At 39.8% G+C, this 21,784-nt stretch carries 20 protein-coding genes and 1 pseudogene; 8 read left to right on the plus strand and 13 right to left on the minus strand.

The genetic code is table 11. From position 1 onward, the window contains the following. Positions 1 to 187: 187 nt before the first annotated feature. From CES82_RS01165 to CES82_RS12410, 3 genes are read right to left on the minus strand one after another with little or no spacing between them, the layout of a single operon-like run. A complete protein-coding gene (locus CES82_RS01165; protein ID WP_098823481.1) occupies positions 188 to 1,141 on the minus strand; it encodes an alcohol dehydrogenase catalytic domain-containing protein in 954 nt (317 codons plus the stop codon). A gap of 50 nt (positions 1,142 to 1,191) precedes the next feature. Beyond that, positions 1,192 to 1,950, minus strand: coding sequence for an SDR family oxidoreductase (locus CES82_RS01170; RefSeq protein WP_098823482.1), 759 nt, complete (start codon positions 1,948 to 1,950; stop codon positions 1,192 to 1,194). 41 nt (positions 1,951 to 1,991) lie between these two features. Further along, the gene (locus CES82_RS12410; RefSeq protein ID WP_180245620.1) at positions 1,992 to 2,576 is read right to left on the minus strand and encodes a hypothetical protein; all 585 of its coding nucleotides are present in this window, start codon (positions 2,574 to 2,576) and stop codon (positions 1,992 to 1,994) included. A 176-nt stretch (positions 2,577 to 2,752) separates the two neighbouring features. On the opposite strand from CES82_RS12410, the gene CES82_RS01180 reads away from it, so the two are divergent. Beyond that, on the plus strand, positions 2,753 to 3,244 hold the full coding sequence (locus CES82_RS01180) for a MarR family winged helix-turn-helix transcriptional regulator (protein WP_098823483.1): 492 nt from the start codon (positions 2,753 to 2,755) through the stop codon (positions 3,242 to 3,244). Between the two features lie 43 nt (positions 3,245 to 3,287). Here the strand turns inward: CES82_RS01180 and CES82_RS01185 are convergent, their stop codons facing one another. Then, the gene (locus CES82_RS01185; RefSeq protein WP_098823484.1) at positions 3,288 to 3,845 is read right to left on the minus strand and encodes a TetR/AcrR family transcriptional regulator; all 558 of its coding nucleotides are present in this window, start codon (positions 3,843 to 3,845) and stop codon (positions 3,288 to 3,290) included. Between the two features lie 124 nt (positions 3,846 to 3,969). Here CES82_RS01185 and CES82_RS12675 point away from each other — a divergent pair, with 124 nt between their 5' ends. From CES82_RS12675 to CES82_RS01195, 3 genes and pseudogenes are all read left to right on the plus strand, one after another. Beyond that, on the plus strand, positions 3,970 to 4,308 hold the full coding sequence (locus CES82_RS12675) for a hypothetical protein (protein WP_225364806.1): 339 nt from the start codon (positions 3,970 to 3,972) through the stop codon (positions 4,306 to 4,308). Positions 4,309 to 4,340: 32 nt separating this feature from the next. Further along, positions 4,341 to 4,982 (plus strand): annotated as a pseudogene (locus CES82_RS12680) (amidohydrolase family protein); the annotation flags it as partial. Positions 4,983 to 5,011: 29 nt separating this feature from the next. Then, on the plus strand, positions 5,012 to 5,323 hold the full coding sequence (locus CES82_RS01195; protein WP_098823485.1) for a DUF2316 family protein: 312 nt from the start codon (positions 5,012 to 5,014) through the stop codon (positions 5,321 to 5,323). A 78-nt stretch (positions 5,324 to 5,401) separates the two neighbouring features. On the opposite strand, the gene CES82_RS01200 is transcribed toward CES82_RS01195, so the two are convergent. The 4 genes from CES82_RS01200 to CES82_RS01215 all read right to left on the minus strand — a co-directional run bounded on the left by CES82_RS01200 (position 5,402) and on the right by CES82_RS01215 (position 11,724). Next, positions 5,402 to 6,040, minus strand: a complete 639-nt coding sequence (locus CES82_RS01200; protein WP_098823486.1) for a hypothetical protein — start codon at positions 6,038 to 6,040, stop codon at positions 5,402 to 5,404. A 105-nt stretch (positions 6,041 to 6,145) separates the two neighbouring features. Beyond that, a complete protein-coding gene (locus CES82_RS01205; RefSeq protein WP_143466277.1) occupies positions 6,146 to 7,546 on the minus strand; it encodes a hypothetical protein in 1,401 nt (466 codons plus the stop codon). After that, positions 7,503 to 11,021, minus strand: coding sequence for a hypothetical protein (locus tag CES82_RS01210; RefSeq protein WP_098823488.1), 3,519 nt, complete (start codon positions 11,019 to 11,021; stop codon positions 7,503 to 7,505). The genes CES82_RS01205 and CES82_RS01210 overlap by 44 nt, the downstream gene beginning before the upstream one ends. A gap of 145 nt (positions 11,022 to 11,166) precedes the next feature. Then, the gene (locus CES82_RS01215; RefSeq protein ID WP_098823489.1) at positions 11,167 to 11,724 is read right to left on the minus strand and encodes a TetR/AcrR family transcriptional regulator; all 558 of its coding nucleotides are present in this window, start codon (positions 11,722 to 11,724) and stop codon (positions 11,167 to 11,169) included. A 152-nt stretch (positions 11,725 to 11,876) separates the two neighbouring features. Here CES82_RS01215 and CES82_RS01220 point away from each other — a divergent pair, with 152 nt between their 5' ends. Together CES82_RS01220 and CES82_RS01225 are read left to right on the plus strand one after the other, a co-directional pair. Further along, complete coding sequence (locus CES82_RS01220) at positions 11,877 to 12,854, plus strand: amidohydrolase family protein (RefSeq protein WP_098823490.1); 978 nt, start codon at positions 11,877 to 11,879, stop codon at positions 12,852 to 12,854. A gap of 25 nt (positions 12,855 to 12,879) precedes the next feature. Next, entirely contained in the window at positions 12,880 to 13,455 is a 576-nt protein-coding gene (locus CES82_RS01225) for an isochorismatase family protein (RefSeq protein ID WP_098823491.1), read from the plus strand. Between the two features lie 125 nt (positions 13,456 to 13,580). Here CES82_RS01225 and CES82_RS01230 read toward each other — a convergent pair whose 3' ends face one another. Then, entirely contained in the window at positions 13,581 to 13,931 is a 351-nt protein-coding gene (locus CES82_RS01230; RefSeq protein WP_098823492.1) for an MmcQ/YjbR family DNA-binding protein, read from the minus strand. A gap of 185 nt (positions 13,932 to 14,116) precedes the next feature. On the opposite strand from CES82_RS01230, the gene metE reads away from it, so the two are divergent. Beyond that, complete coding sequence (metE, locus tag CES82_RS01235) at positions 14,117 to 16,366, plus strand: 5-methyltetrahydropteroyltriglutamate--homocysteine S-methyltransferase (RefSeq protein WP_098823493.1); 2,250 nt, start codon at positions 14,117 to 14,119, stop codon at positions 16,364 to 16,366. A gap of 125 nt (positions 16,367 to 16,491) precedes the next feature. Continuing rightward, positions 16,492 to 17,661: a DUF2075 domain-containing protein gene (locus CES82_RS01240; RefSeq protein WP_098823628.1), complete on the plus strand. Its 1,170-nt coding sequence runs from the start codon at positions 16,492 to 16,494 to the stop codon at positions 17,659 to 17,661. Between the two features lie 82 nt (positions 17,662 to 17,743). Here the strand turns inward: CES82_RS01240 and CES82_RS01245 are convergent, their stop codons facing one another. From CES82_RS01245 to rlmH, 4 genes are all read right to left on the minus strand, one after another. Next, a complete protein-coding gene (locus CES82_RS01245; RefSeq protein ID WP_098823494.1) occupies positions 17,744 to 18,595 on the minus strand; it encodes a hypothetical protein in 852 nt (283 codons plus the stop codon). Positions 18,596 to 18,856: 261 nt separating this feature from the next. Continuing rightward, on the minus strand, positions 18,857 to 19,123 hold the full coding sequence (locus CES82_RS01250; RefSeq protein ID WP_098823495.1) for a GNAT family N-acetyltransferase: 267 nt from the start codon (positions 19,121 to 19,123) through the stop codon (positions 18,857 to 18,859). A gap of 424 nt (positions 19,124 to 19,547) precedes the next feature. Next, entirely contained in the window at positions 19,548 to 20,882 is a 1,335-nt protein-coding gene (locus CES82_RS01255) for a hypothetical protein (RefSeq protein WP_098823496.1), read from the minus strand. 89 nt (positions 20,883 to 20,971) lie between these two features. Continuing rightward, complete coding sequence (rlmH, locus tag CES82_RS01260; RefSeq protein ID WP_098823497.1) at positions 20,972 to 21,451, minus strand: 23S rRNA (pseudouridine(1915)-N(3))-methyltransferase RlmH; 480 nt, start codon at positions 21,449 to 21,451, stop codon at positions 20,972 to 20,974. Positions 21,452 to 21,784: the final 333 nt, after the last annotated feature.

The following is a 21,784-nucleotide window of genomic DNA, read 5'->3' on the forward strand; positions in this document are numbered from 1 at the left end:
CTGTCATTAACCCAGATTATAATCCCAAATCAGGGATTTCCTAGCTGAGAAGTTTTCAGGGAATGTAACCCAAAAAGAGGGGCACAAATGTTCCATGTGAAACATTTTTAGTTGAGAAAAATGCAAAACATAAAAAGTTCCAGCCACCAAATCACCGTAAGTAATCAGTAGCTGGAACTTTTATATTTTAAGGTAAAACAACCACTTTACCAAAACTTTCTTGACTATCTAAATAGGCCTGTGCTTCACCTGTATGTGCTAAATCAAACGTTTTGACTGGTGCGACATCCAGTTTATTGTTAACGATGATATCCAACAAATCATTGAACCGACTCTCAGTGACACTATCAGAACTAAAATCAGTTAGATAAGCACCAGATGGTAAGTTACCAATCAAGCTGAAGTCTTTAATACTCCAAATACCGCCAAGTTCACCTGTTTCACAAAGAATGCTACCTTCGTGTAAATAACGTAAGGAATCATTGAGGGTTAAAGAACCAACTAATTCCAATATTTTATCAAACTTACGGTCAGTTTGCAGATCATTATCACAATCTTCAATCACGTCATCAAAACCCTTGGCAACAAGTTCAGCACGTTTTGCTAAGTTCCGCGTCGTCCCATAAACTTTGATACCCGGTGCCATTGCTTTAGCTAGGATAACTGCTGCTACGCCAACGCCACTGGTAGCGCCACGAATCAGCAGTGAATCCGTACCAGTAATTTTCAGATTCAACAGTGAACCATAAGCCGTAAAGTACGTTTCTGGAATAGCCGCTAACGTGACCCAGCTTAAGTCTGTGTTTATCGGATAAATGCTGTCATTGGGGATCAGCGCATATTCGGCGTAACTACCATCGAATTGACGTCCCATGCCATGCATCAACGTGACCACTTTCTGACCCTTTGGTAGCCGTTTAGAATCAGTAGTTTCAGCAATTTCACCAACCCCTTCAATACCTAAAATTCGGGGTAATTTGACTGTTGGTGACCAGCCATTTCGCGTAAAAATCTCTGAACGGTTGATACCAAAACCCTTGATTTTAACTAAAGACCAGCCAGGTTTTACTTTGGGTGTAGGAACCTCCGTCACCTTTAGTACGTTGGCATTGCCTGGTTCGCTTAACACAACAGCTTGCATTTCGAAAACTCCCTTTCTATTTGCATCACCGATTAATCATTATAATGTGCTTACCACGGCAGCGTCCCATCATTTTCCGTAAAGGTACCCGTTGTCTTATCGTCCATAGGCAGACTAGCCATTTTAATGATCTGTGCTGCACCGGTAGCAACGTCTTGCATCCCTGCTGGAGCAGGTGCATCCTCTGGACGGCCGCCAAAGCCAGTGGCAGTCCAGCCTGGGTTGACCGAGTTAACGGTAATATCATCAGTAGCGAGTTCTTTACTGAAGATAATGGTCGCAAAATTAACGGATGCTTTAGATGATTGATAGCCTAGTGAATTCACTTTATAGAACCGTGAGCTAGGGTCACTAGCCAACCCCATGGAGCCCATGTTGCTGGATACATTGATAATTTTAGCTGGTTTACCTGCTTTTAACAGTGGAATCATGGCTTGTGTCACATCGATCAGGCCAAAGTAATTAACATCAAAATCCTGACGAATCGTATCGGTACTGAGCTTTGATGCGGGTTGATGATGATCGAGCGCAATGCCAGCATTATTGATTAAAATATTAAGATACCCGTAGTCAGCGTCAATTTTATCAGCTGCAGCAGTGATTTGCGCTTTATCAGTGACATCCAACTGAATAAAATCAGCCTTGATGCCAGCTGCATTCAATTGTTCAACAGCCTTTTCACCACGTTCTTGATTACGGGAACCGATTAAAATATGCTGACCTTTTTTTCCAAGTGCTTGAGCTGTCGCAAAGCCAATGCCTTTGTCGGCACCAGTAATCAGCGTTAACACCGTCTTTTTCTCTGCCATAGCACTACTCCTTGTCTCTGTACGTGATAGATACTTTTCAATTAATCTTTTTCGTGAAGCCATTCTTCTGCTTTTTGATAAAGACCATCTTCATCTGCTTTACGATCAGTCCCCAGTAAATCTTGGCTGATTTTACCACCAGCCTTGATTCGACCATAGGCTAAGAAACGATAGCTACGACGTAATTTAGCAACGTCTGCTGGGTCGATCTTGAGGTCTTGACCCGGAATGGCTGGCTGAATCTTATCGGCCTCGTCAATTGAAGTCAAATCAACAATTTTCCATTCATTCTTTCGTTGTTCAACCCGATAAATAAGTCGCATATATGATTCAATGACTGCTTCCACATCATTGATCATCTGCCAATGATTAGTAGTCGATGAAAGTTCAACATAAGCACGGTTCCCATTTTGATGTACGATTGGCGTACCAAATCGACCCACGATGGGTAATGAATTATTGAAGTCAGCCGGTTGCTTACCTAAAAAAGTGGAAACTGGTCCACTTTGCCAGCTAGTAGTAACAGTTGCATCTGGAAAATAACAGTCGGCTGCTTCTTTAACATGCCGTCCACGATACATCCGTTCTTTTAAAACGAGTTGACTAATTGTTTCAAAATCATTCATAATTGGCCACGTCCCTTTCAAATTTAACCTAAAGTAATGACTACCTTTTACATTTAAAACCAAGTAGTCGATAATTGACAATAATCTACTTTATACTTACAATTGATAGTTGTCAATTATTTATAATCGTTTACTAGCTACTATTTTAAATTCTCAATTATTAAGGAAGTGATGACATGACAGCTCATAATAACAATGGCCTCGAACTAGAACAGCTATTTACTGATCTTACCCAGGCCATCACCCAGAACCGGACATTGGACGAGTTCGGCCTAACGCGACTCCAAGCAATGGCGCTAAAGAATGTCTACTCACGACAAGGTATCAGCATGAGTCAACTCGCTGATATCACCGGTATTTCTCGGGCGCAACTTACCCGCTTGATCGCCACACTGGAAAAACGCCATCTCGTTGAGCGTCGACATAACGAAGATAACCGGCGTATCGTCAACGTTTATGGTACCGAACAGGGTAAAACAACTATTCGTAATCACAGCCAGCTGATTGCTGACCGCATCCAAGCTCACACAGAAACGCTTTCTGCAGACGAGCAAGCTGCCCTGACTCACCACTTGAAAGAAACGATCCGCCTCATGATCAAAGCCGGGATCATTACTCCGGATGAACAGTCTTCACTAAATCAAATCCGTGAAACTGAAGCCAAATAAATAACGTTAGTCAGGTCTCAATCCTGACTAACGTTATTTTTTATTATGATAGACTACTTGGAATCAACAACCGGTATAACTCTAAAACTTCTGATTCTGACATAGGTTCCGGTGCCTCAGCAACTTCTTGAGCGAAATTCAGGAGTGCGCCACCCAAAAATTCACTGATAAACTGCCTTCTGGCAACCGGATAATCCCGCAGAATCAAAATTTGCTGTGCTGTACCACTTAGCACCGATTGGACAGCTTGTCGGGTACCACTCCACGAAACCAATCTAATCAAATCAAGGTTCTTCTCAATTTCCGACACCACAACGTGACTGCTGTTCTCAAAGTTAGGTTCCGGTAGTGCATCAATTCGCTGATCAAAATCAGCAATGACGATTAAAAAATGAACCACGATCACATCCGCCAGATTTTGATAGTGCCGATAGAAGGTCGCTCGTGATACGCCCGCTTCCTGACAAAATGTTTTGATTTCAATCTGCTTAAAGGGAATTCCAGCCCGATACTTCGCCACGATGGCATTAAACAGTTTCGCGTGGGAACGCTGTTTGCGCTGATCGATTTTTACTGGATTTGTTAAAAACGCTCTCGCCATTTATTTAATGTGACACAAGGCCCACATATGTCTTGCATCTTCCTTTCATACGATTTTATTGCCCTCTATAATACTCAATGTAAAGTCAAAGTACAAATCTGTTTTTGGCAAAGGAGTTATAAACATGAAAATTATTACAGTAGAAGAACATTTTGAATCCGCTAAAATCACTCAAGAAATTAATCAAGCCGTCGGTAAAGCTGCCATGCCTAACGTCAGCAAAGAAATGCTGCACTACATGCAAACAACGCTACCGACACCCGAAATTATGCAAGATGTCACTAAAGAACGCATCGCTTTTATGGATAAATATGAAATCGATCAGCAAATCCTTTCGTACGGTAACTCTTCCCCACAGAACCTTGACCCAAAAGTGGCCGTTAAACTGTGCCAAGATGCTAACGATGAACTTGCTAGAGCGATTAAGACCAATCCCACAATCCCACTCGCTTCGCTGGATTAACCGTTCTTCCCGTTGGCGATCCAACCGCAGCTGCGACTGAACTAAAACGCGCTGTTAACGAACTTCATTTGAATGGTGTTTTACTCAAAGGTAATTACCAAAATAAATACTTTGATGATTCCTTCTTCTTCCCAATCTTTGAAATGGCCAGCAAGTTGGATGTCCCCGTTTACTTCCACCCGTCATTCATCGATCCAAGCGTAACTCAACACTACTTTGCCAGTGACAACTGGTCTGATGTCGTAACGGGTATCCTCTCCACCGCTGGTTATGGCTGGCACATGGATGTAGGGATTCAAGTCATGCGGATGATTGCTTCAGGTATCTTCGATAAACTGCCTAACCTGAAATTAGTTTCTGGCCATTGGGGCGAGTTAGTGCCGATGTTCCTAGAACGGCTGGATGATGAACTGGACGCTTATGACGGATTGAAGAAGTCGTTTTCTGATTACTACCGCAACAACGTCTACATCACACCAAGCGGTATTTTAAGCAAACCGCAACTCAACTTCCTCTTGGCTGAAATGGGGCCAGAACACCTGATTTATTCGATTGACTACCCATACAAACAACCTGAAAACGCTCGGACATTCCTTGATCACACTGATTTGACACCTGATCAACTGGAAGCCTTCGCTCATGGTAACGCAGAACAAATTTTCCACTTAAACTAACATTTTAAAAACGAAAGGAATCTAACAGCATGTCATTAAATCCACAACAAATGAAAAACACCAGAAATGAACTGCAACAAAATTTTGAACTCAGCGGTCTCACTAAGGAACAGGTTGCAAGTGATCTGCACATTAGTTTGACCAAGCTGGATCACCTATTTACGCTAACTCAAAGTTCACTGAACGACCCTTGGATCTTACGGAATTACTTGATTGAAAAAGTCGAAGCAGTTGGTAAGACACCCGTTCCATTTACTGCTTTAGTCGGTGACTGGCACCAATACTGGTTCCTGAACAGCCATCTGATTGATGCGCGGAAGATGTCAGCTGGAGATAATTAAGGTTAAATTACTGTCAATATTGATAAAAGGACTTCGAAAGAATAAACTTTCGAGGCCCTTTTTAATGCCTATTAATTGTCACTTACTATTTGTTGCGATTCGCTTTTGATACTCCTGATACTCACGTAAATACTTGACTGGAAATGGTAGCACTGTATACTGCCCGTTACGAACAAATTCGACATCCATCATTGCCAATAGATCTTCAAATAAAGTCGGTACCTGACTATCATCACCCGTTATCGGTATTAATCTTCTTAGGCGATAAGCACGCATGAGACTGGGTTTTAATCCTTTATCAGTACCAACAAAATAATGATAATCACCATCGATATTAACTAAACCTATCCCATAAAGTCCAAGGACTTGGGCGTCATTTTGTTTATGTCGAACTGAATTACCAAATGCAAAATGCCCATATTGCTCTAATTCGCTATTAATCCGTTGCACAATTTTGGTCTTAAAGTTTACGCCATTTTCTTTCAAGACTCTCTTAGTCTGACCTAACCGCGGTGCAATACTTAACTGACCGACCACCGACATAATTTGGTCGACTGCTGCTTGATATTCTGGTTCGCTTTCGTGACTGTTCCGTAGATTTTCAAAGTCCGCCATTATCGTGGAACGTCGAACTTTTTTATTTGGATTACTTATAGCCATTTTACTAGCAATTTTATCTAATTCGACCATGGTTTGCCTTGGTGTTTGCTGAATCATAACGAACCCGCTCTGACATTTAACAACACATTCTACAGTATCCCAAATTGACTTCTTTTTCTTATAATGTAATGTCGGCAAAATACCTTTAGCAATTTCCGTAAACTAGTCATCAGCAGTTAGATTACTGATATCGACCGTTTGGGATTTAAACCTTAGCTGGTTGGTTTTTTCTATCCATAACTTAGTGATCATCACCTGGGTTTGGCGTTTATCCAGCCAATCAACTTTGTAAAACTGATACTTCCCCATAAGTTGAATAAGCCGATTTGTCACTGGTCGCATATGCCCATTTACAATATCCTGTTTAACAATTAGTTCCTGAATTAACTTAATCATCTTATTATCGCTTGCAATGTCCGAAATTCCTGTACGATGCCACTTAAAAGTCTGATTTTTAGAATTCATCTGTCCAAAGTTTTCGACTGTAATGTGTTGGATAATCTGCTCTTGAGTGCCAATCTCATACGCTTCTTTAACCTCATCATTATTTCTGGCATCTCGTACAACCTGAACATTCAATCCTGGTTTTGCCGCTTGACTTAAAGTAACCTCAATCTGCAGTATTTTCAAAATGGCACTGTGTTTGAGTGCATTAACGATTTCATTAGCCAGCGCACGAGTCGTTGGTTCACTTGAATCAAAATAAATATTGATTGTTTGTCCCTTCAACAGTTGCCAGATATCTTCTTTTTTAGGCAATTTCGGTTTGTCATATTTAACCAACGGAAATTTACGAAAATTCATTTCTGCAATCAAATAGGGAGCCATATTTTTGTTAATGGATGATTTAATTTCTTGTACGATGCCTACCTTGCTCTCTTCGAATTTTGACAGTTCTTCAAATGAAACAAACTTAATGTTGTTCTTTTCATTATAGATATTTTCCTTCTTATACAACTTTTGTGTGCTACCGATTTGACTACGTTCCATCCGATTAAATGTCTGATTCCAGTAATAAAGTTCATCACTGGCCTGTGGATTTAACTTTTCGGTAAAAGTCACGGCCTTCATTTCCAAATCCTTTTCCCAATTAGCTGTAATATTAAGCGCTATTCGTTGCTCGCGTCCATCTCGTAAAGTATGTGCCATTTCTTTACGAGAAACGTATAACCCATTTGTGTAACTTTCCTTTGGCACTTTACCCGCATCTAAAGTTTGCTGATTTAAAAGTAACTGTAGTATCTGATTTGGGTACACGCTGTTTTCACTGATAGTACTAAAACGAATTTGCTTAACTGCCATACCCTCTAACACAGGCCAATCAATTCCTTTATTCAGCAATACGAGGTATTTAAGCTGATAGCCAGTTACCGCTTGAGCTGAACAAGATCTCAATAGACTTTGAAATTTTCTCAATCTCATTTTGTTATCCAATTTAACTATTAATAATTTGAAGTCCTGGTCTAATGCTACTTTATTTAGTCGATATTTGATGACGTTAGCCAAAACTGTCTGTGACTCATTCTCCATGGAAAAACACCCCAATATCTCTTTTATTATCATCCGTTAAAACAACCTCGCCAGCTTCATTGATTAAAGCAGGGATCTCCAAAATCCGTTTATCTGCCGTCAACTTTGGGACTACTTCATCTGAAGAAACAATATTAATAATCGCCACCCGCCATGGCTGATCACTGTCAGCGTCTAATTGAGCAAGTTTGTGATACACATGCTGGCGTTCCTGTTCAATCGATTGTTGGTGTGGTCCTCGCCAATTTTTAAAATCGATGGCAACGTGTTGCGCTAATTTAAAGTCAAATAATTCATTATGCCGTAACTCTTGAAACGGTTGCAGTTTAACGGACCAAATATCCTCAACGATAAATTGCCCACTAACTTCACCTAATAACCCTCGATACAAATTATTAAACTGCACTGGGTTCAAGATCCACTCATTAGGCTGCCATTCGGTCGCATATCCCAGCTTTTTTAAGTAAGCTTCCAATCCTTGATACAGACACATACTAGGTAAACCGGCATCTTTTGGGGATACCGTTATACTAGGACCATCAAGATAATTATTTTCAAAACTAAACTCTGATTGGCTTTCTTGAAGCGCTTGATATTGTGTCGCTAATTCTTTATTTGGTAAGTATTGCAGACAGCTTAGTTGCTGGGACTGTAGCTGCTTTAACTTTTTCGTATTGATTGTTGGATACTTTAACAGATATTGACGTGCATTTTGATATTCATTTGCACGTTTTCTACTTGTATTGAGGCCGCCCGTAAGTAATCTTTCCAGATCACGAAATGTCATTTTTGTTGCCTTTCTCTTTGCTATTTCTTCTGTTGAGGCGTCTGGTTCTGCTGGAACTTGCCCGATTGACAACACCGCCTGCATCTCAGGACTCAGTTCCATCTGAGGCAATCTCACTTCACTTAATTTATCTAGCACTCTATTAAACACTAGAATTTTGATGCGCTTATTTTTATTAAAAGTCCGGTTCATTCTGCCTAACGCTTGAATAACCGTTCGTGCAATACTTGCAATTTCACTGGGAACAGTTTTGGGCCGAATTCGACCTTTAACACCATGTACTACTGCTGCTATTTTTGCTTGCACCTCATTTTGGGGGAGCTCCTCAGCATCTTCTAGGTATTCCAGCTCAGTTACATACCGCACCAAATCTTCATCTAGATTACTATCTTTTAGGTTAGTCAGAATATGCGTGATATCCCCTAAATACATACCGGCCAAATCCGCCTGTAAAGATCGTTGGTCACCTTGTGAATTTTTACCTGCAATGCTTCTAACATGGCTCTTCTCAAACTCGCTTAAAGTATGTTGTAAGTTTTGGCCTACCCCGAGAGTTTGGTACGCACTCAGTAGATAAATCCTTGTTGTTTCATCTGATGGCAAGCGTAACGCATCATGAATCTGTTGTGTTATCGATGGACCGTCCCCATTACTATTCAAAGTAGAAATAACTCTTAATTGGGGGAGATTATCCTCATTATCAGAGAGTATGGGTGCTAATCCTTCAAACACTTCTTCAATTAAAGGTGCTGACAGTTTGTCGTCTTTACTTGGCAATTTGGACTGCAATCCCAGATAAGACGTCACCGTTTCATCTGATAAGAAATCAATAAAGCTGTCGAACAAGCCAATATATCGTTCTCGGCAATAATTTTTTGATGAATCCTCAATGTTATTCAACTGCTGATCTAACCGACTATCCATCTCACTCACCTTTTGATAATCAGTAGGAGACAAGGTTATATCATGTTCTGCCATCACTTTAACTATGGTCTTTTGCACACTTGCACAATCAGCATCAACTTGAATTCCTGCTTTGTGATAACGTTTAGCCAAGTCAAATTCTGCCTTTGTTTTAGCAGTAATTTGTTTGTTTCCATCCAAATAATGATCACCTAATTCTTGACGTAAATAAGTGAGGTCATAGTTATCTAAAACTGTTGGTATCTTTGCTGTAGCAGATAATCCTAAAACATTAGCCTTGCTGATCACATTTAGTAAATATCGTTCAGGTGTCACCGAAAAGAAAGCTGCGTTAATATCTGTTCTCAAATCATGACGTTCAGCATTTACAAACTCATATAAACTCAGACCTGATTTTTGAAAATGATATTTCCGTCCTTTAAATTTTACGGTAGACGGCGATTTTGACCCTAACAATCCTGAATCCAGCCCCAGTAAAATTTCAATTTGATTTCGGCTAAAACCTAACGCATCATAAACTGTATAACAGGCTTCCCTTGTCGAAATACGATTCTGACTGGCCGAAACATTTAGATTCCTTTTTTGGGCATAAGCCTCTCCACAGAAAAGCATTTGGTGTGCAAATTCTCGAATAAATCGACCAACGTTATCCAGCATTTCAGTAAAATCGAATTTATCCCCAATCGATTTTCCAGCTTCATGATGATCTAATTCCACACTGTTAGTTTGCTGGTTTAAATGAACGTACCAGTTCCCTGTAGCACTGATATCCCTATATTCTGGTAAATGAATTAAATAGTTATCGTTTTGTTGAATCTCTTTTGTTTTGTACAAATATGATAATTTATAATTCTGATCATATTTATCAGCAGTTTTCAGCAGTTTTTTAATTCTAGTTTGTTTTTCTAAAATTTCTTGTAACGCAACAGGTATTTGCTTACTTTCCCAATCTAAAGCTTGATGGATAGCTCTAAATAAACTTAATAAGTCTACTTTCAAATTAAGTGTATCTTCTAAACCTTTATTCCATAATTGTTTTTTCGTGCTATCAAATTCATCCAAAACTACCAGCGACTCTTTTAAGACTCGAGAATATTGAAAGAGAGTACCATTCTGTTTAAAAAATGATGTATAGCTCCTGATGAATTTGTCCGTGGTCATAATCAAAATTTGACGTTTTTCAATATCAATCGTCGGATAAATGCGGTTAATCCATTCACAGGCAGGACTATTAATCTTTGCCACGTATTGTTGAATAGCTACCGGTACATCTTCACTTGCCAGTTTCTCTAGTCCCGCTAGTTTACAAAGCGACTCTTTTAATGTCTGTCTAACTTGGTACTCAGCCTTGGCCAGGTCAGTCCAAGCGGCTTTATTATTTGGCGTATATTTAACCGTTTGTTGATAAACCATCTGCTTAAACGCCAAATTTGTTAACCTTTCTTGAAGTGTCTTACTTACTAGATCAGACGGTATTCTTCTCTGCTTTTGTTCATCTAAGATCATCTGAACTGTATCTGGTAACGACCGAATGAAACCAACATGCTTGTAAAAGTCCTTCCTCGGATTGTACTGTTGCCAAATTTTCCGAAAACCTGCTGATGTTGGTAGGTTCTTTTTTTGATCAGTCACAAAAAATGCTCGAAAACTAGGTTCTTTATTGGCTTGCTGACATAAAAACCTCTTTACTGCGTAGCTTTTACCGGTCCCAGTTATTGCACTCATCAACATCAGATGGGAATGTTTTTCTGACTGAGTTATTTCCGCATACATTCTTTCAAAATCTTCAACTTGCACTTTATCATCCTCCTTATAAAAATTAGTTAGTATTGTACTACAAAAATAATTATTATCCAATATTTTAATAATTATTCATTATATGATATAAAAAGAGCGGTAAATTTTCTAAACAATTTGCCGCTCTTCTTTATTATCAAACCGTTTAACCCATAATCAATGCCAGTACTCGATCTAAGTTAGTTTCAAAATCTTCTTTAATCGTTTGTAAATTCCCCGCTGACTGCGAATGAACCGAAATATTTTCACCCAGTACTAAATCAATCAGTAACTGTGTGGCTCGTCGCAGATCATTTTCATTCTCAATACTGCTTTTCAGTAATTGCGTAATCAAACTGTATAAGCCTTGAAATGCCTCGGCGACAGCGGGATGTTCCCGATATTCAGAAAGTAACCCTAAATCATTAATCAACTGTTGATCCTGATTACCAAAAACAATAATCATCGCTAATTTCTTCAACGCTGTTTGACCAGTTTCACCCATTAGGTGCTGGTATAAATAAGCGAGCAGGTTCTGTAGGCTCTTTGCCATTGCTTTACCACGTAAATCGTCACTATTTTCCGCGTAACGATACATAGATTGTGGCTGGATATCTAATGTTTTAGCAACTTTCGTGATTGTCACGTCTTTAAATCCGGATTTACTTGCGATTTCTAACGCAGCATTAATCACCAAATCATCGTTCAAAATTCTCTTTTTCATAACAACCTCCAAATTTTTTCAAAAAAAGCCTTGATAAACTTATCAACTAAGTTTATCATTACTTCTCGTAGCTTAGCAACTAAGAATTAAACTTAATAACTAAGTTTTTCTTCGTTTAACATCACGATAACCCACAGGAGGCCGATGACAAAATGGCACAACAACACATTATTTCTTTAGAAGAACATTTCATTACACCCGACTTTGAAACTAACATTAAAACCGGTGATACCCCTCAGGCAAAAGCCATCCGTCAGATTATCGACCGCTGTGAAAACTTAGGCGACTCACGAATTGCTGAAATGGATGCAGCCGGTATTGATCGACAAATTATTTCACTTACGGCACCAGCCACTGAGAATATGGCTCCTGAAAAGGCCGTTCCGCTAGCTAAAAAGACCAATAATCTGCTTGGAAAAGCGGTTTTACAGTATCCTGAACGTTTTGGTGGTTTTGCAACACTACCTACAAGCGCACCAAAGGAAGCAGCTGCTGAATTAGAACGGACTGTTAGCGAGTATGGTTTTTCCGGTGCCTTAATTAACGGTACCAGCCAAGGCCGCTACATGGATGACCCCGATTTCGATCCCATTTTTGCCAAAGCAGAGTCATTGAACGTGCCGATTTATTTACACCCTGGTTTACCTTCGAAAACGGTTGTTGATGCTTGTTATCGCGGTAATTTTTCGGAACAAGTCACCGCACAGTTCAGCTCAGCAGGATTTGGCTGGCACATCGAAACTGCCATTCACGTTATTCATCTGATCTTAGGTGGTGTCTTTGACAGACATCCAAATCTAAAATTAGTGACTGGTCATTTAGGCGAAGGTTTAATGTTCGCTGTCCAACGGTTAGACACTCTGCTGCCACCAGAAATTTCTAAATTACAGCATCCTGTTAGTTATTACCTGCAGAATAATATCTACTATACGATTTCGGGTTATAACTCCGAACCGCAATTCCTGGAACTCTATTCGCAAGTTGGTGCCGATCATATTCTCTTCTCCGTTGATTACCCTTACGTTTCAATGGCGGATACCCGGAAATTTGTTGAAAACTTACCAATCGATCCAAACTCTAAGAACAAAATTTTTGCAACTAACGCTGAAAAACTTTTAAACCGTAACTAAGTCCTTTACCTGGGAGGTAATCTTCATGAATGAATTAAACTTTGATCCAACACACACCGCTTTTGTCGGCATCGATTTACACGCTGGTCTTAATCTGCCCTATGCGCCATACACTTACCAGCAAGTAAGTGATAACGCCGTTAAGCTTGCTAACGCGGCTGCCAAAGCTGGTGCATTTATCGACCTCACTCAGATTCCAGTAACCGATGGCAAAGATCGTGTGATGCCAAAAACCGATATGGATTTAAAGACTGGCAGTGCACCAATTGCGAAGCCAGAACTCTTACCAGAACTAGCCCAAATTGATGGTGTTCATGTCACTCCTAAAATTGCTTGGAGCGGTTTTTACGGCACTGATTTAGAAATGGAATTACGCCGACGCCATATTGATATGATTGTTTTATTCGGGGTAGCTACCGAATACGGTGTGGATACTACGGCCAGAGATGCATATGATCGTGGCTATAACCAAATTTTCGTCGAAGATGCAATGACGGCATGGTCGCAAGAAGCCCAGACTTTTGAGACAGAAACAATCTTCCCTAAAATGGGACAGGTAAGGTCGACACAACAAGTGATTGATGCTTTAAATCAAAATTAACAGTGCGAAAATGTTTCACATGAAACATTTTCCAACGAAGAAACTTAAAAATACAAAAGACGCATTCTCAGACCAAAATTGGTCAGAAGAATGCGTCTTTGCTGTTCACACTAAAAGAATCCCTACTACATCGTTTCATTATAGCTACCTTCAATTAAATCGGCCAAGTCATCAACACTGTTGAACTTATCCAATCGCGCACTGATCCAGTGTGTTTTGGACATATGATAACCTGGTAAAAAGCCCGGCTGCACTTGCAAAATGGAGTTCAGCTCTGGTTCAACCTTTAAATCAACAATATCGATTTCATCCGTACCCGATAGACCGAGTTTGTTGGCTGGCACATTCATGACTAAGCCAAACCACTTACCGTTAGGATGACGGATGGCAACATAGTCTGGAAAATGTTTAAAGGGTTTATCGACTTCTGAATTATACTCATTTTGACAATATTCAATGAGTTGGTCTCGTGTCATACTAATCACCTCAAGATTGATATTTTCAGTATGTCAATCGTACTGAATTGAACTTAACAAAGGTTCCCAAACACACTTTATACTAAGTTTATCACCGTTTACCGCGTTATTCTCGCATTCTCTGTTTTTACATTCAGTTACGCTATAAAGCGTTAAAATAATCGTATTGAAGGAGCGTGACCACCATGACCACAACCATTATTGGCTATCCGCGTATCGGTCGACACCTTGAACTAAAAAAGGCAGTTGAGGCCTACCATAGCCAGACGATTACCGCTGCTGACTTAAATCGGATTGCAGCTCAAATTCGCCAGCAAAACTGGCAAACACAAGCTCAAGCTGGCATCGACTGGCTACCTGTGAATGATTTTTCGTACGAAGACCAAGTGCTTGATACTGCTGCACTTTTCAATCTTATTCCGCAACGATTTCAGCAATTACAACTGTCACCGCTGGATACTTATTTCGCAATGGCACGGGGTACTCAAACGGCTACGGGGTTCCTACCACCGCTAAAGATGGCAACTTGGTTTAACACTCGGTATGGCTATTTCATTCCTGAATTAGACGATAGCACCACTATTCAACTAACAGGAACTAAACCCTTCGATGAATTTAAGGAAGCCAAACAACTGGGCTACCACGCTCGACCGACAATTATCGGACCATATACCTTATTGAAATTCAGCCGAATCACTGGGACTCAGAAAATTTCTGATTACATCGAGGGTTTTGTGGCCGCTTACGCTCAATTATTCAAACAGTTTGACCAACTGGGGGCTGATTGGCTTCAACTAGATGAGCCTGCGCTAGTATTAGCACCAACAAAGGCTGATTTGGCGTTATTCAGACATATTTATACTGCACTACTACCCCAAAAAGGTCAGCTGAAGATATTACTGCAAACAGCTTACGGAGATATTCGAGAAGCATACGCCCAGCTAATTTCACAGGATTTTGATGCGCTTGGATTAGACTTTGTCGATGGTCAGCAAACAGAAGCCTGCATTCAAGAACAGGGCTTTCCTGATGACAAGATTCTCTTTGCCGGTATCGTTAACGGACGTAATGTCTGGCGCACCAACTATCAAACTGTACTGAATCAATTGCATCGGCTACCAGTCAAACACGTGGTGCTCTCCACCTCGTGCTCTTTACTTCATCTCCCGATTTCTTTAAAAAGTGAAACAACGCTGCCTGAGCATGTGCGCCCCTACCTCGCATTTGCCGACGAAAAGCTTGCTGACTTAGTTGCCATAAACGACTTGTTAGCAGGTCGAAAACCTGCCCTTCTCTTGGTTAACCAACAACTATTCAATCACTCACGTGGTGCCGAAAACACTCGGGTAACCGAACGGCTTCAGACGCTAACTAGTGCCGATTATCACCGCAAATCAGAACGGGCTGTGCGACAACAAGTGCAGCAACGGGCTGTGCCATTGCCAATGCTGCCAACAACGACCATCGGTTCATTTCCACAAACTGCGGCTGATCAGCAACGTAAAATGGCCTTTAAACAGGGAAAATTAACCCAAGCTCAATTCCAATCTGCCACTCATAAGCGAATGCAAGCATGCCTCACAGAGCAGACCAAGCTTGGCCTAGATGTCCTGGTCACCGGTGAATATGACCGGGATGATATGATCAGCGACTTCGATCATCAACTCAGCGGCTTCTTGTTCACGGAGCATGCTTGGATTCAGACGTTTGGTACCTATTGCGCACAACCGCCCATTATCTGGGGTGATATTGCCTGGACACATCCGATCACCGTAGCCGAAACTGCCGCCGCTCAGCAACTAACGAATCGACCTGTAAAAGGTGTGCTAACCGGTCCCCTGACATTGGTTAATTGGGCTTATCCTCGCGAAGACGTGCCCTTACGTGTGAGTGCCACTCAGATTGCACTGGCGTTACAAGATGAAGCGCATGCTCTAGAAACGAACGGAATTCACATCATTCAAATTGATGAACCTGCTTTTCGCAGTCAATTACCCTTACGGCGAACTGATTGGTATACGGGGTATTTTAACTGGGCAATTAAAGTCATTCGATTAGTCGCGAGTCGATTACAATCTACTACCCGCTTCCATATTCATATGTGCTATGACCACTACACCGATATTTTAGACGTTCTGGATCAACTCGATGCCGATGCACTGTCACTGTCAGCTAAGGATCCAACGTTATTAGATGCACTGCACGATGCGCATTTCACCACACCAGTAGGTTTAGGTATGTTTGATACAGCGCAATTTAAACTCTCTACAACTGATACACTAGTAACCAAATTACAAGCTAGTATTAAACAACTCGGGCCAGAGCACCTTTGGGTCAATCCGGATTGTGGGCTAAAAACGTTACCTGAGGCAGATGCATTAACCAATTTAGAGAGAATGGTACGGGCAACGAAGCAAATTCGCGAAATAATTTAACAACGTCTACTGGTATCGTCATTGGTTTAAGCAGTATAATGTTTATCTGTTGTATGTTTTATCGCCATACAAAACCGCAACACTTAAATAATTAATCAACTAGGAGTTTTCTAATGACCAAACCAATGAACAAAGTTTTAAAAGCACAGTTTTTTGTGGATGATCTATCCGATGACCAAAAAAATGTGATTACGAATATCAACGCCTATATCAAACAAGGACTCACCGGCAAGACCTCATCAGTTGCCATTATCGAAGGCGCTGCGGGAACTGGTAAATCAGTTGTTTTAATGGAGCTAGTTCGCCAATACATGACGGACAAGCGCTACAAAACTTCACTGGTGGTCAACCATCCCGAATTATATAAAGCCTATCGCGAAATGGGTTCAGCCATTCCTAACATGAATGTCAGCACGATTCGCCGCCCCACATCTCTAATTAACTACGCGCAAAAGAACCACGAAAAATACGACATTATTTTCGTCGACGAAGCGCATCTGCTGTATTCTAAATCAGAACCTTACGCTCATTACCGCGGTCAAAACCAACTAACTGATTTGATGAACTTGGCCAAGGTCGTCGTTGTGGTTTACGACTTTGATCAAGTCTTCCAATCAAAGATGTATTGGGACAAGAAACTACTCTTCAAAACCATTGGTAATCACCCTTACAAACAGTTCGACATGAACTTCCAGTACCGGATGGTGGCCAGCGACGAACAGGTTAAATGGATGAACGATTTAACCGAAGAGAAGCCCATTAAACCATTTCCAGATAACAGCGATTTCGAATTTAAAGTATTCGATAAAGCTGGCGAAATGTTCGAAAAAATTAAGGAACAAAATAAGAAATATGGCATGAGCCGTATGGTTGCCACATCAGGTTTCCCACGGATTGATGGCCGCCATAACGTTGAAATGGATACTTTCAACCTGCCTTGGGATGAATGGGACCCACAACGGACACCATGGGCAAAGCGTGAAGGCTCCATTACTCAAGTTGGAACGATTTATACGCTGCAAGGCTTTGACTTAAACTACGTGGGTATGGTGATTGGACCATCTTTTGGTTACGACAAAGAAACAGATACCATGACCGTTATTCCCGAAAAGTATTCTCATAAGGAAGTCTTTAAAAAACGGAAAGATATCAAGTTTAGCCGTGATGAATATAAAGCGTTTATTGCGAACGTCTTGAACGTGTTGATCAAGCGTGGTAAGTACGGACTCTATCTGACTGCTTACGATGATGCTTTGCGGGCGCGGTTGCTGGAATTGAATGAAACAGGAAAGTAAGTTTGCTTCGTTAAACTAAACTAGCTGCAAAATAAAAAACAGACCGAGAAATTATTATTCTCGATCTGTTTTTTATCATTGATCAATCCGCATCCCCAGAAACGCCAATCGGAGTATAGTACGTCACTCCACCAAGCGAATAAAGACTAACAAAGCTTGAAACATCCGAATCCTCGTCATGTGAAGGGATCGTGACTGGCTTGTGCAAATTAGTCATGATTAAACGATATTCGTAAGCACCCTTTTTACCAACACGGGTGGTCTTGAAGCCCTTTAATGCAGAACTTAAATATAAGTAACGTGTGTTGCCTTTAGTTGTGGTCTTCTTAATTTTTACCGAAGCAATTGGCTTATTTAAATAATAGTCCATCCAGCTCTTAACGGAACCTTTTTTGTGAACTTCAACATACCCATTAGTCGTAATTTGTACGCTCTGACTCGGATAAACAGCGCGATACTGCTTAGCAACCGAAGTTTCACCTAAGTATAAATCACCATAACTCCAAGTTGGTAAATAAGCCGGCGTCGAAATTTTCTTGAAGGAACTAATGGCGGTAGAATAGCCATCACCATCGGCCAAGTAACCCTTTTTAACCGATTTATTGACCAATGCATAGTTTAACTGGCCACCCATGAAATCTAGTTGAGCGTTCATTTTACCAGTCGTATTACTTTTACCTAGCTGACCGCCAACAATAGTGCCCTTCGGTAAAGTCACCGACTTCGTGTAACCCTTATCTGAACCAATTTGAGCGTATTCCAGATGAACTTTAGTTGCTCGTTTGGTCTGATAGTAATTATTCGTGTTTAAGAACTGACGATTAACGGTTGTTCCGTTGATTTTTACTGCTGACGCATAAGCACTGGTTGTCCCAGTCCCAACAGCTACAAAAGCTGCCAAACTTAACAATCCAGCCATAATTTCTTTACGCATATAAAATCCTTCTCTCCCTATTATCTACTACATAGTTTAAGTTTATACTCCCCCGAAAATAATACAAACTCTTTGGCAGATTGCTCTTAGGTAATATTAATTTTGAAATCTCACTTCAATAATTAATCTTTATCTTCTCTATCAAATAGTTCCAAAGTTTCACTTCTTCAATGATAGCAGTATCCTCTCTCACTACTTGAAATCCCTATGACTCAAAGAAGAGCCTTGCGGTAATGGACACAAATGCATAGTACTTCGTCGTCAAGGTTCCTGAACCAGCAACATTGCGCAACCATGATGCTGATACCGATAACTGACAAATAAACATTCCAAATAACCGCTATTATTCATGTTCGCAAAACCAATAATTGTATCATGATCATCGAAAGCAACCAACACTATATTTACCAGTAAATTCTCATCCAAAGTTTGAATATCAATTTTTCTGCCAGACCAAACCTTAATTTGATCTACTGCATAATCAGCTGAATTAACAACCTTTACTGTTTGACGAAAAAGCGACAACATGGGAATTGCGTCTCATTTTGTCCTACAGTTTATTTATGACAAAGAGACTCATACAATCACACACAGCCAGCGATTACCTCAGGTGTTCAGACTAAAAGGTAAATCATGCACCTAGACTTATTGTGGGCTCGATTTCCATCTCCGCTATCTACTATTCTCCGTTTTAACACCGTGCTACTATCATGTTTTTAAACTGTCTTTACAATATCTTGGTGACGCTATGAATATGTATGATTTAATTTTCGTTTCCACAATAACTCTCGTTTTGATTTACTCGATTCCAGAGGAGAGCTTAATTCGGCGTAGGATGATAACCTGCTGACCCCTTAATTAAATACTAATTCTACTAACCTTTATTAGGGAAACACAAAAAATAGTCTATTCCTAGAAGATTATATAAAACATTGAGCCATTTACGTAGCACTTAAACTTCTGTTTTTATTTCTGGATTACAAATCAATAACACAATTGCTTGTCTCATTAATATCCTAAACTTCGTCAAATCTTTTGCCGCACTAACATAGGAATCAAAGGCATTTTCTTTAACCCCATGCACAAAGTAGTCACGATCATTTACAATTTTGACTAATAGCGACTCAACATCATAATGGGCTATTCCAAAATAATTATAAATAAGTTCTTGCGGATTATCTATCACATCCATAAGCATCTTTAATTTCTCAATTGAACTACTTTTTTTATTACCATTGCTATATCTTGCATCTCTATAATAAGTGTCTACACCGGATACTAAAGTCACAATTGCAGTTGAGACAGGTACATTAAACTGACCTACCAAAAGATAATTCTGCATTAGACTTTGTAGCTTGTCGTCCTGGAAAAAATTTGTCAGGATAGAGTGAAAGTTATCCCTTATTTCTTTAAACACGTTACTAAATCCAACATCTTTTTCCCCCAGTTCCGGTAAAAAAGATTGTATTATATTCCAATTTTCTCTTTCATCTTTGGGTAAAAGGCGTAAATTACCCTCCAAATTAGCTTTCAAGGACTTATCTGCATTTAACTCTATCTTATTTATTCCGGTACCTTTGTCAGTTAAAATTTGTATCAAATTTCTAAGTTGCAAAATTAAACGGTATACAAATTCTCGACTTTTATATTTTCTAAATTTGAATACTATATCTAGTATTTCATGCTTCTGTGAACTGTCTATAGTTGAATTTTCTTTGTAGCTACTAACCACATACATAGAAAATCTTTGCTGCTCAAATTCTAAATTTGTATACCTTAATTCATGACACCTTTCATCAACAAGACTTGTAATACCGAAAAAATAAAATGCGTGGTCTATATTCACTTTAGCCCTATATATTTTTTCCTTAAGCATAAATTGAGTAGCTATTGAAAAGTTGTTAATTTCCCACTTCGAAATTGACCCATACGAAATTGAATTATAAGAATTTCCTGGTGCTATCTCTTCAATATTATAAAATTCACGAATTATGAATTGTCTCCTTCCATCCCAAGTTGTAGCATACCAAGGATGTTTTTCATGAAACGCTTTTTTACTACTTAAATCTGTATAAATTGGTTTCTCATCTAGTAGTTTCTCCTTTTCAGGCTGACTAGATAAGTTTAAAATTGTTTTTCCATTTTTTCTTGAAATAATTCCAGCATATCTGTCTTCACGAGCTATGCCTTTAATTCCTTTAAAATCAGTAAGTTTAAGTCCTAAAAAAATAGGTATTTCAAAATCTTGACGCATATTGAGATCCATTAGATCATTTGTTTTAGTCATATTACATCCACCCTAAAATATTTCGAGAACAGCTTTTTTATTAAGTTCTATAAATTAAAACCATCTAATAACGGTTAATTCCCACTTTATCACTTATGATACGGACTGCCCTCATTAATCATAAACGCCCGGTAAATCTGCTCGGTCAACACTAACCGCATTAACTGGTGAGGTAGCGTGAACCGCCCAAAGGAAATCTGCGTATCCGCTCGTTTCAAGACTTCTGGCGCTAATCCCAGTGAGCCACCGATCACAAAGGTAATATCAGAATGGCCGTAAGTAGTCAGGTCCTTGATTTCCTTAGCGAATTCCTCCGATGAGCGTTCTTTCCCCAAAATAGCCAACGCATAAACGTATTCTCGGTCTTTAATCTTGGAAAGAATCCGTTCGCCCTCTTTTTCCATGACTTGTTCCATCTCTGCGTCACTTAAACTTTCTGGCGCTTTTTCGTCTGGCACTTCCACAATTTCAAATTTGCAAAACCGCGACAGCCGTTTAGCGTATTCGGCAATTCCCTGTTTAAAATACTTCTCTTTTAATTTACCAACAACTACCAGTTTAATGTTCATAACTTTCCCCTCATTTTAAGTTGTCCACAAAGTTATCCACAACCTGTTTTGTGCTTAATTTGAATCTTTGTGGACAAATTTTCGCTTGCTAACAACGAATATTCATTTTCATTGCATCGTACTTTATCGCTCTTATTGTACCAATGTAAACGCCGTCATAGCAACGTTTTATTAAAATTTAGTTAGCGATGTTTTCAAGTTATCCACAGCCTGTTAATAGTTTTTAGGAAACGCCTGGAGAAAATCAGTGATTACGGTGTTTCCATCCATTTAAATGTTATCCACAAAGTTATCCACAGTTTCTTGTGGATTACTCACACTTCCGAATTTTCC

It is taken from the genome of Secundilactobacillus silagincola (genome assembly GCF_002583405.1).
GTDB lineage: Bacteria > Bacillota > Bacilli > Lactobacillales > Lactobacillaceae > Secundilactobacillus > Secundilactobacillus silagincola.